15 protein-coding genes are annotated in these 18,200 nt (G+C 42.6%); 4 read left to right on the top strand and 11 right to left on the bottom strand.

Translation table 11 applies throughout. From position 1 onward, the window contains the following. The first annotated feature begins 29 nt into the window (after positions 1-29). The 3 genes from AC07M6_RS14740 to AC07M6_RS14730 all read left to right on the top strand — a co-directional run bounded on the left by AC07M6_RS14740 (position 30) and on the right by AC07M6_RS14730 (position 2,072). Positions 30-725, top strand: a complete 696-nt coding sequence (locus tag AC07M6_RS14740; protein WP_494890655.1) for a ComF family protein — start codon at positions 30-32, stop codon at positions 723-725. Between the two features lie 129 nt (positions 726-854). Further along, positions 855-1,595 (top strand): metallophosphoesterase family protein, encoded by a 741-nt coding sequence (locus AC07M6_RS14735; RefSeq protein ID WP_494890654.1) that lies wholly within the window; start codon positions 855-857, stop codon positions 1,593-1,595. Between the two features lie 24 nt (positions 1,596-1,619). Next, positions 1,620-2,072, top strand: coding sequence for a VOC family protein (locus AC07M6_RS14730; protein WP_494890652.1), 453 nt, complete (start codon positions 1,620-1,622; stop codon positions 2,070-2,072). A 172-nt stretch (positions 2,073-2,244) separates the two neighbouring features. Here AC07M6_RS14730 and AC07M6_RS14725 read toward each other — a convergent pair whose 3' ends face one another. The 3 genes from AC07M6_RS14725 to AC07M6_RS14715 form a co-directional block, all read right to left on the bottom strand. Continuing rightward, positions 2,245-5,373 carry a PAS domain S-box protein gene (locus tag AC07M6_RS14725; RefSeq protein ID WP_494890651.1) on the bottom strand — a complete coding sequence of 1,043 codons (3,129 nt, stop codon included), beginning with the start codon at positions 5,371-5,373 and terminating at the stop codon, positions 2,245-2,247. Between the two features lie 15 nt (positions 5,374-5,388). Further along, entirely contained in the window at positions 5,389-6,660 is a 1,272-nt protein-coding gene (gene glyA, locus AC07M6_RS14720) for a serine hydroxymethyltransferase (protein ID WP_494890649.1), read from the bottom strand. A gap of 119 nt (positions 6,661-6,779) precedes the next feature. Continuing rightward, positions 6,780-7,529 (bottom strand): segregation and condensation protein A, encoded by a 750-nt coding sequence (locus AC07M6_RS14715; RefSeq protein WP_494890647.1) that lies wholly within the window; start codon positions 7,527-7,529, stop codon positions 6,780-6,782. A gap of 134 nt (positions 7,530-7,663) precedes the next feature. On the opposite strand from AC07M6_RS14715, the gene dxs reads away from it, so the two are divergent. Continuing rightward, positions 7,664-9,592: a 1-deoxy-D-xylulose-5-phosphate synthase gene (dxs, locus tag AC07M6_RS14710; protein ID WP_494890645.1), complete on the top strand. Its 1,929-nt coding sequence runs from the start codon at positions 7,664-7,666 to the stop codon at positions 9,590-9,592. Between the two features lie 378 nt (positions 9,593-9,970). Here the strand turns inward: dxs and AC07M6_RS14705 are convergent, their stop codons facing one another. The 8 genes from AC07M6_RS14705 to lptC form a co-directional block, all read right to left on the bottom strand. Further along, on the bottom strand, positions 9,971-11,632 hold the full coding sequence (locus AC07M6_RS14705; protein ID WP_494890643.1) for a hypothetical protein: 1,662 nt from the start codon (positions 11,630-11,632) through the stop codon (positions 9,971-9,973). A gap of 9 nt (positions 11,633-11,641) precedes the next feature. Then, positions 11,642-12,343: a hypothetical protein gene (locus tag AC07M6_RS14700; RefSeq protein WP_494890641.1), complete on the bottom strand. Its 702-nt coding sequence runs from the start codon at positions 12,341-12,343 to the stop codon at positions 11,642-11,644. Positions 12,344-12,904: 561 nt separating this feature from the next. Continuing rightward, entirely contained in the window at positions 12,905-13,408 is a 504-nt protein-coding gene (locus tag AC07M6_RS14695; RefSeq protein WP_494890639.1) for a hypothetical protein, read from the bottom strand. Between the two features lie 29 nt (positions 13,409-13,437). Beyond that, positions 13,438-14,001 (bottom strand): DUF3109 family protein, encoded by a 564-nt coding sequence (locus AC07M6_RS14690; RefSeq protein WP_494890637.1) that lies wholly within the window; start codon positions 13,999-14,001, stop codon positions 13,438-13,440. A 4-nt stretch (positions 14,002-14,005) separates the two neighbouring features. After that, positions 14,006-14,779, bottom strand: a complete 774-nt coding sequence (locus AC07M6_RS14685) for a DUF3108 domain-containing protein (protein WP_494890635.1) — start codon at positions 14,777-14,779, stop codon at positions 14,006-14,008. Positions 14,780-14,792: 13 nt separating this feature from the next. Next, complete coding sequence (locus tag AC07M6_RS14680) at positions 14,793-15,308, bottom strand: DUF2480 family protein (RefSeq protein ID WP_494890633.1); 516 nt, start codon at positions 15,306-15,308, stop codon at positions 14,793-14,795. Between the two features lie 79 nt (positions 15,309-15,387). Then, positions 15,388-17,493: a SurA N-terminal domain-containing protein gene (locus AC07M6_RS14675; protein ID WP_494890631.1), complete on the bottom strand. Its 2,106-nt coding sequence runs from the start codon at positions 17,491-17,493 to the stop codon at positions 15,388-15,390. Between the two features lie 104 nt (positions 17,494-17,597). Further along, positions 17,598-18,188, bottom strand: a complete 591-nt coding sequence (gene lptC / locus AC07M6_RS14670; protein WP_494890629.1) for an LPS export ABC transporter periplasmic protein LptC — start codon at positions 18,186-18,188, stop codon at positions 17,598-17,600. Positions 18,189-18,200 lie beyond the last annotated feature (12 nt).

Below are 18,200 nucleotides of genomic sequence, written 5' to 3'. Positions count from 1 at the left end.
AATTCACCAATAATGCTTAACTTAAGGGCATGGTATTGCGACGTTACCTTGCCGATTTCATTTCCCTGCTCTTCCCCGACCTTTGCCATGCCTGCGGGGATAGTTTGGTTGCGCATGAGGACCTGATCTGCACCGGTTGCATGTATAATTTACCTTATACTAATTTTCATAAACAACCCGATAATATTGTGGCCCGGCAATTTTGGGGCAAGGTTAATATAGATGCCGCTTATGCCCTGCTCTATTTTACCAAAGGCGGGAAGGTGCAGCATATTATGCACAGCCTTAAATATAAAAACACACCCCAAATTGGCAACAAGCTTGGCCATATAGCCGGGGCGCAGTGCCTGCAGGCCGATCATCTGAATAATTTCGACGCGGTGATACCTGTGCCCCTGCATAAGAGCAGGCTGCGGCAACGCGGCTATAACCAAAGCGCCTGTTTTGCCGAAGGCATGGCTAAAACTTTAGCCACAAAAGTGGTTACTGATAACCTGATCCGCACAAAAGCTACGGCTACCCAAACCCATAAATCGCGGTTTGAGCGGGCTGTTAATATGCAGGATGTTTTTGCCGTGGCTAATCCGGCACAGTTAGCCGGTAAGCATGTTTTACTGGTTGATGATGTGGTAACCACCGGCTCAACCCTGGAGGCCTGCGCGGCAGCTTTACTTACCGTACCCGGATTAAAGCTAAGCATTGCTACCATTGCTTATGCCGAATAATATTCTCAATAATCTGTTATGCTGAACTTGCTTTAGCATCCATTAACAATGGCGCTATACTTATTACTAACAAGCAAATGGGTTCCTATAATAAATTGGGGATGACATTAGGCTTATTATATTTGATGTATGAAAACCATCGCCTTTGTAACCGATATCCATTTAGATGAGGGATTGTTTGAAGAACTGGGTGTGGACAGCCGGAAGCAGTGGCAACTGATTTTAAAAGATATTGCAGCCCGGGGTATCACCGAAATTATTTTTGGCGGAGATATTGGAGCCAGCAGTGCCTACCCCTGGTTCTTTCAATCGGTAAAGGATTACAACTTCCGGTTTATACTGGGCAACCACGATACCTTTGAAAACGCCACGGCTTATGTCGATATTGATAATGCCGGGCTTGGAGCGTTATACTATACAGCAGATGAAGCCGCCTATAAATTCATTTTCCTGGACACATCAACCGAAAAGATAAGTGCAAACCAATTGCAATGGTTAAAACATGAGTTGCTCACCGATAAAAATATCATCCTGTTTATCCATCACCCGGTATTAAATATCGATACGCCGATAGACCGGAAATATCCCTTAGAGGGGCGGGATGTTATAGCAGATGTATTACGCAGCGCACCAAACCAGATTACCATTTTTTGCGGGCATTACCACATGCCAGATACGCAAACCAAGTTGAATATCACCCAGATTGTTACCCCGGCATCATCATACCAGATCATTAAACAAGCTAACGCGATTGAAAAAGATAACAGCACTTTTGGCTACCGGCTAATTACTTTAGGCGCCGATAGTATTGAAACTGAATTGCTGATGTATAGGTTGGGAATGTTTACGAGAGTAAGATATACGAGTTAAATCATCCCTTTTATAGATAAATCAATGAAAAAGAACAAATTATTAAGAATGGACAATGTCGGCATCGTAGTAGAATCTCTCGATGATGCCATATCCTTTTTCACGGAGATTGGTTTGAAGCTGGAAGGGCGAGCCAAAATTGAAGGAGAATGGGCTGGTCGCGTTACCGGGCTGGGCTCTCAGAATGTAGAGATCGCTATGATGGTTACTCCCGATGGCCATAGCCGGCTGGAGCTTTCGCGATTTTTAACCCCGCCTGCTATCTCAGATCACCGGACTGCTCCTGTAAACTCTTTTGGTTATTTACGCGTGATGTTCACTGTTGAAGACATTGACGACCTGGTAACCAGGCTCATCAGGCATGGTGCTCATCTTGTTGGCGAAGTGGTTCAGTACGGGGATTTGTATCGGCTCTGCTATATCCGCGGAACCGAAGGGCTTCTAATTGGTTTAGCGGAACAACTCGATAATAAATGAGTAAAATACTATTGCAGGTCCCGAAATAAATTCGTGATGGCACAAATATTTTTTTTTAAATAATAATTAAAAAAAAAATCGAACTTTTAAAAACCTGTATCCGTATAAGTGTTCGGAGCGTTTAATTATAATTGGTTAAGGCAGGTCATATTGAAAAATATCCTGCCTTTTTTTATTGCTTTTGATAGCGGCTTAATTTCTCGAACAGGGTTTTCGGGTCAAATGGTTTCAGGATATAATCATTCATGCCGGCAGCGCCAATCTGGTCCATCTGGCTGTTCAGCATAGACGCGGTTAACGCGATGATAGGTAATTGCTGAAAATAAGGTTCTTGTTTGCTTCTTACTATCTCTGTAGCTTCAAGTCCACCCATTTCGGGCATGTGGATATCCATCAGTACAACATCGTAGTTACGGTTTTCTTGTATTTTCTGCACAGCTTCCAGTCCATTCTCGGCAAAATCAGCGGTAGCGCCCCATTTTTTTAATACTTTATTAATCAATAACCGGTTAATCTGATTATCGTCAACCACTAATGCATGAATTTTAAGTCCTTCTTCCACTTTGTTGTTTTTGTTTACTGACTGATCAATAGCTTTATTGAAAGATATTGTGAACCAAAAGGTTGACCCATGCCCTAAAACACTGTCAACATTGATCCGCGAATCATGTAAAGTTACTAATCGCTTGCTTATGGCCAGTCCTAAACCAGTGCCGCCGTATTTGCGGGTAGTATCAGCATCGGCCTGTTTCCACAGTTCAAATATAGTATTAATCTTGTCGGGTGCAATACCTATTCCCGTATCGGTTACACCAAACCTGATGCGCACCGTTTGGGCGGTTTGTTCCACAATTTTCAAGTCGATACTTACCCCGCCCTTGTCGGTAAACTTCACCGCGTTACTGGCCAGGTTTAGCAGTATCTGTACCAGGCGCGTACCATCGCCAATCACAATTTCGGGTATCCCGGCATCAATATCGTGCTTAACATATATATCCTTATCCTGGGCCTTAAATTGCATGGTAGCAACTACCCCCTGCACTATTTCGCGTAAATTAACATTCACCTTTTCCAACTGCACGTTGCCGGTTTCCATTTTGGTAAAGTCCAGCACATCGTTAATCAGCATCATCAGGTTATCGGCCGAAAATTTTAGCACCTTCAGGTTTTCCATCTGGTCGGGCAGGTTATTATCCTTCATCAGCAAGTGCGATATGCCTATTACCGCGTTAAGCGGCGTACGTATCTCGTGGCTCATTACCGAAATAAACATCTCTTTGGCCCGGCCCAGCTGCAAAGCCTCTTCTTTGGCGGCAATCAGTTCCATCTCGGCCTTCTTTTTGGCGGTGATATCGATCAAAACTTCGATATACTTTTCTACCTTACCGTTACTGTTAACAATGACCGAGTTAATAACCGAGAGCCAAAGCGGCTGGCCATCTTTACGGTAAACCAGCAGGTCAACCTCAAACGATTGCTTGTTTTTTGAGAGCTCGCGTGTTTTTTCAATAATGCTTACGTCGGTCAGTTCACCTTTTAATACATCGCCCAGGTGATAATCTTTTACATCGGTTAAGGTATAACCGGTTATGCGGGTAAAGGCATCATTTATCCACTCTACATGGCCAAATTCATCATTAATTACCACCCCGCTTACCGTACTGCTGGCTACCATAGATAACATGGTTAACTGCTGTTCGGATGCTTTTCGTTCGGTAATATCTACCATTACGGCTATTTGCCGGTCAACCTCGCCCGCATCATTAAACAGGGTGCTGTTAGACAGGTATACCCATATGGGCGTTTTATCCTTTTTATATATTTTTATTTCAACCTCGTAAGGTTTGTTTTGCGCAATTAAGTCACGGGCTTTTTCATATACACTCAAATCGCTATCCTCGCCCATTAACAGGTTGCCAAATATTTTGCCCTTCATTTCGGCCAGCGTGTAGCCGGTCATTTTTTCAAAGGCTTCATTCATCCAGGTTACCCGGGTTTCCTTATCACGTACCAGGAAACCGCTTGGCGATTTACGCGCCGCGAATGAAAGTATATTCAGGTCATTTTCGGCAATCTTACGGTCGGTAACATCAACCAGTATCTTAATGTATTTCTCAATATTACCGTCCTCATCCAGTATTACCGAATTCATAAAGGAGATCCAAACCAGGTTGCCGTTCTTGGTTTCAATCTGCAGGTCAATCTCAAACGGTTTTTTAGTATTTAACAGCTGATTTACTTTAGCTAAGATAGCAGGATCTTTATAATCGCCCTTCAGCACATCACTTAGCAGTTGATTATACACCTCGGCCGGTTCAAAACCGGTAATTTTGGTAAAAGCCCTGTTTACCCAAACCGCCCGGTTGTTTTTATCCATAATGGCCACGCCATTACTTATTTTACTGGCTACAACAGATAGTTGTTCCAGTTCGGCCAATAGCTTTTTCTGATAGGTGATATCGCGGCCGCTGGCATACCATTTATCATTTTTAAGACTTACCGACCAGCATACCCATCTCACCTCGCCGGTACGGCTGGTTATTTCCGATTCAATTTCGGCAGACCGGTATTTTTCGGGCTCGTTTTGCAGGTCGGCCAGTTTTTGCAGATCAATATGGCTGTTAAAAAATTGCCAGATCGGCATCCCCGCTGCTTCGTGCGGCGCGTAACCCAAAACGGGGGTTACCGCGTTATTGATCATTTCAATTTTAGCCTCGCTGTTGATAATGCAATGTATATCGGGCGAATTATTAAAGAGGTTAAAAAACTCCTTATGCTTTAAAACGGTTGCTTCCAGTTCCCTTTTTTGCTTGCGCAGTGTCAGGTGCGAAATCACTTCGCCGGCTAATATCTGTAAGGCATCGCGTTGCTCGTCTGTTAGCGTATGCGGTACGGTGTCTAAAACGCATAGCGTACCCAATCTAAAACCGTTGTAGTCAATCAGCGGAGCGCCGGCATAAAAACGCACGTTAGGCTCGCCAACTACATACTTAAAATCCGAAAAAGTTTCATGTTCCAGTAAATTCCTGACTTCCAGAATATTACTACTGGATAGGATATGATCGCAAAAAGAGTCTTTGCGTGCTATTTCTTTAAAATCGTTCAACCCTACGGTTGATTTCAGCCATTGCCTGTCGGCATCCATCAGGGCTATCATGGCTATAGGCGCCTGGCAAATGTATGATGCCAATCGGGTGATGGCATCATACTCTTTCTCCGGCGCACTATCTAAAATTTGATATGATCTTAGTGCTTCAAGTCTTTGTTCTTCATTACCAGGAATAGAAAGATGATCTGCCACTACGATTTTTTGTTTTTACTTATACAACGGGAATTTCTCCGTTAGCGCATGCACATTTTTACGTATTTTCTTCAAAGAATGTTCGTCTTCGGGTGCATTGATCACGCCGTCTATTAAAGCAACTATCTGCTCCATTTGTTTTTCTTTCATTCCGCGAGTGGTAACCGCAGCAGTTCCCACACGTATTCCCGAGGTTACAAACGGCGATTTATCGTCATAAGGCACCATATTTTTGTTTACGGTGATATCGGCCTGCACCAAAGCGTTCTCGGCGGCCTTGCCTGTAATATTTTTATTACGCAAATCTATCAGTATCAAATGGTTATCGGTACCACCCGATACAATATCATAGCCGCGCGCCACCAGGGCTTTGGCCATGGCATCGCCATTCTTTTTTACCTGCAGTATGTATTTCATATAGCTTTCGCTCAAAGCTTCGCCAAAAGCTACAGCCTTGGCGGCGATGATATGCTCCAGCGGGCCGCCCTGCGTACCCGGGAAAACAGCCATATCCAGCAAAGCCGACATCATTTTTATTTCGCCCTTCGGTGTTTTAAGTCCCCATGGGTTTTCAAAATCCTTGCCCAGCATAATCATGCCGCCGCGCGGGCCGCGTAATGTTTTGTGGGTAGTGGTAGTTACGATGTGGCAATGCGGCAGCGGATCGGTTAATAAACCGCGGGCTATTAGGCCTGCCGGGTGCGAAATATCGGCCAGTACCAAAGCGCCAACCTCATCGGCCACGGCGCGGATAAAGGCATAATCCCAATCGCGCGAGTATGCCGAGGCACCGCAAATGATCATTTTGGGTTTTTCCTGCAGGGCTACGGCCTTCAGTTGCTCGTAATCAATTAAACCGGTATCTTTTTTAACCCCGTAAAAATGCGGCTGATATAATTTACCCGAAAAGTTTACCGGCGAACCATGGGTTAAGTGCCCGCCATGCGACAGATCAAACCCTAATATTTTATCGCCGGGCTGTAGGCACGCCAGCATAACGGCAGCATTGGCCTGCGCGCCACTGTGCGGCTGTACGTTAACCCATGCAGCGTTAAACAGTTGCTTAGCGCGTTCAATAGCAATTGTTTCAATTTCGTCAACAATCTGGCAGCCTCCGTAGTAGCGCTTGCCTGGTAAGCCTTCGGCATATTTATTGGTTGCTACCGAGCCTGCGGCTTCCATCACCTGCTTGCTTACAAAATTTTCCGAAGCTATCAGTTCCAGGCCTTCTTCCTGCCTGTCCTGTTCCTCATCTAACAATTCAAATATCAGTTTGTCTCTTTTCATAATATTATTAAAACGCGGCTAAGTTAAGTTTTAGATTTGAGATGTTAGATATGAGATTTGAGATAGTAGCTTAGTAATCATATATAAACGAATGACATCCTAATCTCAATACTCATATCTCATATCTCCCTGGGCGCTATCCAAAAATTATTAAACCCTAAACCTACCTGTATATCTATCAGCTCCTGCTGCAGCATTTCCAGCACGGCTAAAAAATTATAAACAAAATGCACTTTATTATCAGAGTTGCCCGCTATCGATTTAAAATCCAGCCGCTTATTAATCTGCAGCAAATCGTTTATCGCTTTTTTTTGCCGCTCAATAGTATAAGGATATTGCACCACCGTATGGGTAACCGGCTCAACCCTTGTTAGCCAGCGCTTGTTCAGCCGCTCAAAGGTCAGCATCAGTTTATACAAGCTAATGCTGGATAGTTCCTCGCCGGGAGTGGTTACGCGCTCAACCTGTTCCAGGTCGTATTTAACGTTGCCGCGTTTTTCCTGTTTAAAACGCTCGTCCTCAAAGGGGCGCAGGTCTTCACAAAGCTGTTTTATTTTTTTGTATTCAACCAGTTTACGTATCAGTTCCTCGCGCAGGTCTATCTCGTTTCCTTCGGCATCAGCTTCGTAACGGGGCAGCAGCATTTTAGCCTTTATCCGCATCAGCGTAGCGGCCACAAAAATAAACTCGCTGGCCACCTCCATATTCAGGATGGTCATCTGGTGCAGGTAATCCAGAAAATCGTTGGTAATATTGGTGATAGAAATATCATGGATATCCAGTTCATCACGCTCGATAAAAAAAAGCAGCAGATCAAAAGGCCCTTCAAACTGGGGTAATTTTATTTCGAAACTATCCTGATTCGTCATAGAAAACCCAAAAATAAACTATTGAATTTAAATTGCTTATAAATAACGTAATTAACAATAATTAACGCCAAAATCAATGATATTTAATATTATTTCCATTACTTTGTAAGTTAAATATCCGTATATTAATAATAATGCAGGTACCCGCTGGCCAACTTTTACAAAGCATTAATCAACCTTCTGATTTAAAGCGATTTAAAGAGGACGAGCTTGAGCAGATCTCTCAGGAGCTACGCCAGTATATTATTGATGTGGTATCGGTAAACGGCGGCCACTTTGCTGCCAGCCTGGGTGTGGTTGAATTAACCGTTGCCCTCCATTATGTACTCAACACTCCTTACGATCAATTAGTGTGGGATGTAGGCCATCAGGCATACGGCCATAAAATATTAACCGGCCGCCGCGATGTGTTTCATACCAATCGCCTGCAGGGCGGCATCAGCGGTTTCCCTAAACGCTCGGAGAGTGTTTATGATACCTTTGGCGTAGGGCATTCGTCCACTTCTATATCTGCTGCCTTAGGTATGGCCGTGGCATCGCAATACAAGGGCGAAACCGACCGCCAGCATGTAGCCGTTATCGGCGATGGATCTATGGGCGCGGGTATGGCGTTTGAGGCCCTGAACCATGCCGGGATCGAAAACTCCAATATCCTGGTGATACTGAACGACAATAATATGTCGATTGACCCTAATGTTGGCGCGCTGAAGGAGTACCTGGCGGATATCACCACATCTAAGTCATATAATCGCTTTAGAGACGATATTGCATACGTACTGGGTAAATTATCGGCAGTAGGGCCCGATGCGTTTAAAATAGCTAAAAAGATAGAAAAAAGCATCAAGGGGACGCTACTTAAGCAAAGCAATTTCTTTGAGGCTTTAAAATTCAGATATTTCGGTCCGATAGACGGCCACGATGTAAAGCACCTGGTAAAAGTACTGCGCGACCTGCGCGATATCCCCGGCCCTAAACTATTGCATTGTGTTACCGTAAAAGGTAAGGGCTATGCCTTAGCCGAAAAGGACCAGACCAAATGGCATGCCCCCGGTTTGTTTGATAAAATAACCGGCGAGATCAAAAAAACAACTTACGATAAACCCCAGCCGCCTAAATATCAGGATGTGTTTGGGCATACCATTATTGAACTGGCCGAACTGAACCCTAAGATTATGGGCATTACACCGGCCATGCCGTCGGGCAGCTCGCTTAACCTAATGATGAAGGCCATGCCAAACCGCGCGTTTGACGTAGGCATTGCCGAACAGCATGCGGTAACTTTTTCGGCCGGACTGGCTACACAGGGCTTAACCCCGTTTTGTAATATCTACTCCAGCTTTATGCAGCGGGCTTATGATCAGGTTATACATGATGTAGCTATTCAAAAGCTAAACGTTGTTTTTTGCCTTGACCGTGCCGGCTTAGCAGGTGCCGATGGCGGAACACACCATGGCGCTTACGATCTGGCTTATATGCGCTGTATCCCCAATCTGGTAGTATCATCACCTATGAATGAGGAAGAATTGCGCAACCTGATGTATACGGCCCAATTGGATAACGCCGGTCCGTTTGTGATCCGCTATCCGCGCGGTAGTGGTGTTATGGTTGATTGGAAGCGTCCGTTTAAAGCTATCCCGGTTGGCAAAGGCCGCAAAATATGCGACGGCGATGAAGTTGCCATTTTAACCATAGGCGCCATTGGTAATGAAGCTGTAAAAGCCACCGCGCAATTAAATGCAGATGGTTTATACCCTGCCCATTACGACCTGCGTTTTGTTAAACCCCTGGATGGGGCTTTATTGCACGAAGTATTTAAAAAATATACTAAAATAATTACTGTTGAGGACGGCTGTATTGAAGGCGGAATGGGCACAGCAGTGCTTGAATTTATGGCCGATAACAATTACAGCGCGCAAGTTATCCGCCTGGGTATCCCCGATAAGGTAATTGAACATGGCGAACAGCCCGAATTATGGGCCGAATGCGGATATGATGCTGCAGCTATTGCCGCCCGCGTAAAATCATTGGGCATTAAGCCAAACGCCCACATTATCGCTTCCTGATTTATACCCATCCTTTTTCTGTTCTAAATTTAAGGTGATAGCTAACTATTACCTTTCTGTTTCCACATACAGCGTAATTTCTTTTTTTAGGACGAGACATACTTTCGGCACCATTTCAATACTGTCGAATTTCCTCCCAAAACATACTTTTCTTGTAGTTGGTTCTTGTTCAAAAAGCCTCTTTCATATTCGGCTACTGCTTGTTTCTTGAAGGCTAAACTGAATCGTGGATGAGGGGGTGCCTTTTTTGATGTAATTGTTTCGGTTTCTATTGTTGACTTAGTTTTAGTCAATTTTTTTTAGGAAGAGACAAACTAATAAAAAAAGCCCCGATATGCATTGAACACATCGGGGCTTTATATTATACTTTAAACAGTACTATGGTAGTGTATTACACAACGACTGAATATCAAGTTGGTTTTTAGTAGGAATTTTAGTTCCGTTGAAAACACCACCAACTGTTTGGTTGGCTGGAATGTTTTCGGCAATACTATGGTTTAGTACCTCTTTAACACTTTGGTTCAAAGAAGCTTTAAAATCATAATTTTGTGTTGATAACAACTGCTGGGTAATTAAGTGACCACCTTCTACCTGTCCTAATATCTGATAGTTGTTAACAGGATCGCCTGCCTTTTTGTACAACAGGTAAAAATCAGGCGGCGTAAATAAACCTACCTTGTTACTTCCTGCCCCGCCACAATCAAGTTGCAGGAACAAATCAGTTAACGGGCCAGCCGGAGGAGGCAACAATGTTACATTTAATGTACTGGCGCCCGGGGTAAGCGTAGCTGTTGCTAACGTTGTACCTGAAGAGCTTAGGAAAGTGAAAGAAATATTGTTAGTTGTAGTTGGCGTAGGTATCTTATTAAGAAGATCAATAGCCAAACTTGTTTGAGTAAGCGAGAATGTTTGATCGTAAACACTATAAGACGGGCCATTATTAATAGCTACAATCATACGAACAGTAGATGTCAGGTCTCCTGTAAGCCAAGAAGCAACAAACGAGATACGAAGTGCTGCAATAGCCTGACGTAGCTGACCAATCGAAAATATAGTTAAGTGACTTGTTGTAAAAGCTACTGTAGGGTTTGCGGCCGTGCCACCTACTGTAACATTTTGTTCAAATTGCCACTGACCGGTACCCGTATCATAACTATACAAACCCATTGTTTGGCCAGGGGCGATAGTTGCACCAGATGCTGGGTCTTTATACGCCGGGTCAAGCGTCATAGTAACATTTATAGGTGAACTGAATTTTTTGATCTCAGTCCCATTAACAGTCATTGAAATGTTTGCAAAACCAGCAGGCACGAATACGCCTGAAGTTGCTGATCCTCCGGAGATATTAGCAGCAACTAAAGATCCACCAGGGAACAGGTTAACCGCGGTCTGTTGTGAGGTATTAAAGTTGTTTACATTAATAGCTACATTATTACCTGTAACGGTGTTGCCGGCGGCATCCTGCAGTTTAGTGCCGGTTGGTACTACAACCGTAGTAGCTTCTGGGCCGCCTGAAGTTGGTGTAGTTACGGTAATAGGTGCAGTTACTGTACCTGCAACTACGGTAGTAGCTGTAGTTGTAACGGTACCAACACCTGCTGTAGGAACAGTCAAATTAAGGATATTGGCTTTTATTATCTGGCTGCTATCGGTTGAAGTAATAGTTACAGGTATAGTTAATGGTAAATACCCCGAACCGGTAACAACAAGGTTAAATTTTAGTGGGCTTGAAGCAGTTGGCTCCATTTTAGGGTGCACCGCAAATGAAATGATGCCCGCAGGAGCATACATGGCTTTACGGCCATCAATGCCATATATAGCAGCAGCATTGGCGCCGGTAATTGCTACGGAAAGTCCGTTAGGGACGCTACCGCTTGGGTCAACAATTTGCACCAAACCTGTGTAATGGAATAAATTTGATGTATTTACGTTGATATTGATACCATCCGTCGGTTTTTTACATCTAACCGTCACCACCGAAATCAACGTCAATAACGCTACTGCCGGCAGGAAATAATATTTTGTTATAAATCTTTTCATCACTTTTCTTTATTTGATATTAAAATTGAAATTAACCTGGAAAACCGGCAGGAACTTGTATGATTTTAAATTGCTTTGCAGCTTAGGTTGGTTTTGATCGTTATCCTTTAAAAAACCTGTTCCCGACATGGAGGCCGATGGAGAAGATATGTAATATGACCCCATCTCAAAACCTATAAGGAAGTTGTTAAATACCGGGATATTATCCAAACCTAAACCCGCGTATGGAGCAAAATGGCTCCATTTAGCAGTGGCTGTTACCACACCCACATCTTCTTTTGGTAGTTCGATATCCCCGTAAAAATAAGAGTTTGTAAGTGAAATATCAGCAGTACCTTCAGACTTGATAAAATAAGCAGCACCTGCTGTTAATTTAAAGTTTCCGGTAAGCGGGTTGTTAGCATTCCATGCAAACGGGCGAAAATCTGCCAGCAAATGTACATTTGAAAAACGTGGACGAAGATCAATAGTAGTTTGGTTACTACCAAGGTATTGCCTTGTTTCAATATTATTGATCGGAATAATACTTACTCCCAAACGCGCATCAAAACGGCTGCTTAATGCTGTTTTTCCTTCAATACCAACACCCTGTGTGCCTACGTTAAAACCCAAAGTGGTTTTTACGGTTTGGTATTGTGCAAACGCGCACATACTGGTCCCCCAGAGTGCAGTTGCAATAATTGAAAATTTAATTAGTAACTTTTTTTTCATGGTAAGAGCGATTTAATTATAATATTTTAGCAAAACTTTTCAAAATCATTGGATTTTTACAAATATAATCAATAATCAGATTATTAGAAATAAAATAAAAAAAATACTATCGTTTAAAAACCAGCCATAAAACAATTAAAAAAAATGTCATTTTTTTAATAAAACAGTGGTTTTGTTAAAAATACTTTAAAAAAACATTTTTAAATAAAAAAACAGAAAGTGCTAATTATTAGACAATTACAAAATCGGTGAATATACTATCGAACAGCTTTTTAATTTAAACACAACCCCTTTTGTAGTTAAAATACAAAGGAAACAATTACTGCTTAAACAAAAGGGGGTTAAAAAACGGTATCAGCACCGTTTTTTAACGTTAATAAATATTCCACACATGATAATTATTAATCATTAATGAATTATTAATAAATTATTATTTAATAATAAATATTAATAATTAACAAAAAAGCGTATAAGGAAACAATTGATTGGCGCTATTTAGTCTTTTATACAAAAATGGTGCTTTAACTATAATTTTGGCCCCCTTTATAGCCCGCACAATTTTCAAAAGCCTGCCTTTTTAACCTCCTTAATATGGCTGTATAACATCTCACTTATCAGCTTCTCAAGATTATCCGGAATAGAGGAACTTTCCTTTAACTGCATCTTTAATGCATTGTATACATGGTCAGGTTCAGGTACCTTAGTGTAATTCAGATCAACTTTCACAATAGTCTGTCCAAACTTCAGGGTTTCGGTATTTAACCCTAATCCGTTTATCCTGTCTTCGTCTATATCTATGATCACACCTTTTTCGTGATGGCTTTTCCCGCTGAATTCAATTTCAATACCAAGTATGGCAAAAACCGTCCTTATAAAATCACGGGTTGTTATGTTTAATAAAGCCTGATGGTTTTGCTGTTGCAGCGGGCCGGGATGATCACCCGCAAAATCCCAATCCGGTACATCCGATAAATTGCCTGTATATAGATGCGCTTGCAGCCCCAGCGCTATTTTAACGGCCGACGTAGTTATGTACTGTACATCATAAGGGTGTTGTGTATCCATTGCCGGTAAATCTGCTAAGGTAATCGTCCCTAAATTCCTGCAATCTGGTCTTCCAGTTCCTTATACCAATCGGCTCCGTATTTCCGTATCAGGGGTTCTTTTAAAAATTCGTGCACGTGTACTTTAAGTTCGTTACCAAAACTGCAAGCCGGGCTGCAAATGCTCCAGCGGTCGTAATTCAGTACATCAAATTCGGGGTAGTTAGTAACGCGGATCGGGTATAAATGGCATGATATCGGTTTTTTCCAGCTGATATCGCCATGCTCGTACGCTTTTTCAATAGCGCATTTGGTAATGCCGTTTTCCCACGTTACATAAGCGCACTCTTTATTGGTATCTACACAAGGGGTAGTATAATCGCCTTCAAAATCGGTTACGTGAGTGCCTTCACGCTCAATTGTAGCTATGCCCTTAGGGGTCATATAAGGTTTTACTTTGGGATATATCTCTTCCAATATCCCCAATTCATCATGATTTAAGGGCGCGCCCGAATCGCCTTCCAGGCAACAGGCGCCTTTACAGCGGCTAAGGTTACATACAAAATTCTCTTTCACTACATCTTCATGCACCAGGGTACTGCCAACTTCTATCATAATATTATTTCTTGACTGGGTTTAAGGGATACTTTAGGTTCCTGGCGTCAGTTAGTTCCATTGATAAGCTGCCCACTATTACTTCTACATGCGCCTTTACGGGTATGCGGTTATTATCATCAGTTATCCATAAATACAGCTTGCTGTTTTTACGAAATATGCGCCCGGGTATAATGGTAGGATTAAACTTTAAACAGTTAAAGGTACCTAAAGCGCATTTAACCTTTTCTTTACCTACATAGGTAATCCCCAGCGTTTGGATACTATCCTCTAAAAAGTAGCGCAGTTCAAACCTTTCGCCCACCTTCATTTTGGTAACATCCAGGCAACGGGCAAAATAATAGGCCGACGGGAAATCAAAAACCTGCCCTTTAAATGGATAAGTGCCTTTATTGGCTACTATTTTTCCATCTTTATGGTCAAATGTTACTTTATCGGTATGGTTCCAGTTGCCTTCGTGCCGGTTTTCGATATACAAAAAAGGAAGCAGGGTGGCTTTATCTATAAATGTTTCGTACCGGTTGCGCACTTTATAAAAAACATCAAAGGTGCCGGCCGTATTACCATCGGCAATAATATGGTAAGCAGGCCGCCCATCAAATTTAATATCCGATTCTTCAACCTTTAAATGAGCCTCTGCAGCCGTAAAAAAGCCGTATTTTAATTTATAATTTAATTGTTCGCCAATTTTAAAAGTCTCGTCGGTTGTTTTGACAAGGCCCTGGGCAAAAGCATAATTAAAAGCGATTAGAAAAAATACGGTGAGTTTAAATTTCATTAACGGATTTAATTTAGTCCTTACGTTTATAAATAGGCACGGTTGAGCATGGCTCGCCAAACATCAGGCTTTTTACAATAGGTGTAAGCCTTTTAGTTAGCTCAACATAAGCCGATACCGGTACTTCGGTATCGCCGCAGCCCTTTATAACGACCCTTTGTCCCCGGTATTGTTCCAGATCGGCACCGGCCATTGCTTTTTCAAACAAAACGGTTTCCAATACAGCAGCATCACCAAAAACAACTTCGCGTGCATAAGGCGCCATCCGGTTAGCCAGCAGCATATAGGCCCAGGCGGGCACAATAGCATCGGCAGTGCAGGTGATAGCTACATTTTTATCCTGGTATTGCGTCCAGTCGTGGTTTTTAACAAATTCCCTGAAATCCTTTTCCCTCAGCATTAATCCGTGGAACAGGTTATCTGTAATATCATATACTACCCGTTCGCCCGCGGGGTAAAACGCAGCCGGATCAAGCGTTACCAAACCGCTTTGGGCCACTTTATTAACAAAGTTCTCCTGTATTTCCATAATAACAATCCCCCGCTAAACAAAAAAATCCGGGATAGGCTTAACGCTTATCCCGGATACAAAATTACTTTATTTAATGTTATAACAACTTAGCTCTGTAATCTTTTACATTAGCCTTATCTTTCAGTGCATCAAATACCAGATTATCGGCACGCTGAAGTAAGTTTTGCGCTACTGTTGCCTGTTGCTTTTGAGTTAATGCCGGGTTAAGCGGTGCAGGGTTAATAAAGCCTTCGGCCATTACTACGTATACACCATGCTGGCCCTGTATAGGTTTAGACAATTTGTGCAATTGCAAACCAAACAGCGTACCTACTACCTTATACTCGGCCGACAGGCCTGGGATAACCGGGTTAGCAAAAACGATATTCTGAACCGGCACTGATACTGTACCTACTTTTTGCGCTACCGCATCAATTGATGTTGCACCGCCCAGGGCTGCTTCAAATTTAGCTATCAGTTGTTTTGCTTTAACTGTAATACGTACTTCACCTTCTATCTGTTTTTTAACAGACTCCAGCGATAGGGTGCCGGCAGGTTTAATTTCGGCCAAACGCGGGATAACGTACTGGTTGCCCACAGTGAATACCTGATCGGTAAAATCACCTTTATCGGCTTTAAATGCCCAGCGCACAATTTCGCGCGCGTTATCCAGGCCAGGTAATGCCGCTGCTACGCCATTAACATCTTCGGCCTTTTTAATTTGCAGGCCTTGCTTTTGGCTTTGGATGGTGAAGTTATCTTTTGTTAATGATGCCAGGAACGCTTGTGCCTTGGCGTAAGCGGCAGACTGCGTGGTATTGCTGGCAACCAAAGGTTTATCAACAATAGCAACCTTAACCACTTTTGACGATCCCACTTGCTTGTTTATACGCAAAATGTGTACACCAAACTGGCTGATTACCGTTTTAATTTCTCCTTTGCTGCCGTCAAAAGCTGCATCTTCAAAAACAGGCACCATTTGGCCACGGCCAAACGCGGGCATTTCGCCATCTTTTTCAGCCGAAGCTTTATCGGTAGAATATTTTTTAGCCAGCTCGGCAAATGATGCGCCGCCTACTATCAGTTTTTTAATGGAATCGGCTTTAGCCTTTGCTTTATCAACGCCACCTTCGGCAGCAGGATCGATCAGGATATGACTTACCTGAACCGAATCGGGGCCTACGCGGCTATCAACCAGCTTGGCTACCTTATAGCTACCATTGCTAAAATAAGGCCCGTAAACAGTCCCTTTTGCAGCGCTGAACATTACCGAATCAAGCTTGGGCTCCAGTTGTCCCTTATGTTGATAAACTAATGGCGATTTGGTTTCGGCATTGATCTGTACAAAAAGCGAATCGTTTGTAGTTGTTTTAAACTCGCCGGCTATTTTATCAATAGACGTTTTAACCGCTACGCTATCTTCTTTTGATGGAGAAGCGTTAAAAGCAACATATTCAAAACTGCGCACTTCCTGCGGGTTTTTAAACTGTGCTTTATGCTCGTTATAGTAACTGCTGTAATCATCGTCGGTTAAAACAACTTTGTTATCGGGGATAGAAGCGTAATCCAATTGGGCATACTTAAAGTTAACCAGTTTGTTTTTTGCTTCGTAATCGTCTTTAGCATCCAGCGAGTTGATGTATAAACCATTGCGTACAATAGCCAGGTATTTTTCCGCTTTTTTTGATTCTACCATCGAGGTTACAAAAGATTCCCATTGTTCTTTCATTGGGTCGCCCTTTTTCGCCGACTGAATATTAGACAGGAACATGTTTAACCTTTGCTTATCCAGCTGACCGGTTTTAGGATCGCCAAACGCTTGTATAATTTGCGGGTGCGGATTGTTTCCGCTGATCATCGAACGCACTTCGGCAGTACCAACCACTAAACCCAGTTTTTCTATTTCTTTTTTCAGAATGATCTCGCTTACAACCTGGTTCCAGGTAGTTTCCTGTATGTAGCCTGTAATTTGTGGCGTAGGGCTTTGGCCCGATTGCTGTAAAAAGTTCTTAGTATTTTGATCAACCTTTTTTGAAAACTGATCGTAAGCTATTTTCTCGCCTGATACTTCACCAACTTCGTTGCGCGAATCAGCCATAAATGAGCTGCCGGATCTTGCAACCTCACTAACAATAAAAGCAAACAACGCCAATCCAATCACAATTGCGAGGATCTTTCCCATCCGTTCCCGCAAAAAATTCATTATACCCATATAATCTTTAAAATATTAACTCGTTTAAAAAGAGGGCGCAAGATACAATTTTTAGTAAAAATCTATAACACAATTTTGATATTAAAAAAAGCCTGCTATTGCCCAAGTTTGCGGTCGATGTAAATGATCCCGGTTTGGTTAGGAATAGTATAGGGATCAAATTTTTCGTTGGTTTCCAGCGATGTGCCATGCACAATATTACCGTTGGCCATTTTTACGTTAATTGGCTTACTGGAGGTAATTTTATGGGTAATCTGATCCCATTTTAACTCGTCAGATGTAAAAACATCTTTTTTGGCGCTGGTAACCACTACATTTTTTAACAGCAGGAAAACTTTTGTAGCCGGGTAGTAATAAGCGGTATCGGCAATAATGTTGCCCATTTCAGATTTGTCGGTATCAAAGAAAATGATCCTGATCCCTTTGGGCATTTTGGTATAAGCCTGCTTAATTTCTTTACTTAACTGATATTCCAGCATCAATGGGCTAATTACACGGGCCTTTACTTTAGCCGAGTCGCTAAAGATCATGTCGACACCGCGGGTGGTATCTGCCGGGCTGTTCACCTGTTTGGCCGATATTTCCCGAATTTTTTTCAGATCGTTTGTACAGGCGCTAAACAATAACAGCGAACTGATTACCGCCGTTAGTAAAACATACAGCAAATAATTTGCCTGCCTGCACATATCAAGAGAGGG

It is taken from the genome of Mucilaginibacter sp. GW821-FHT07H05, from assembly GCF_059418485.1.
This window is presented reverse-complemented; position numbering and strand designations above follow the sequence as displayed.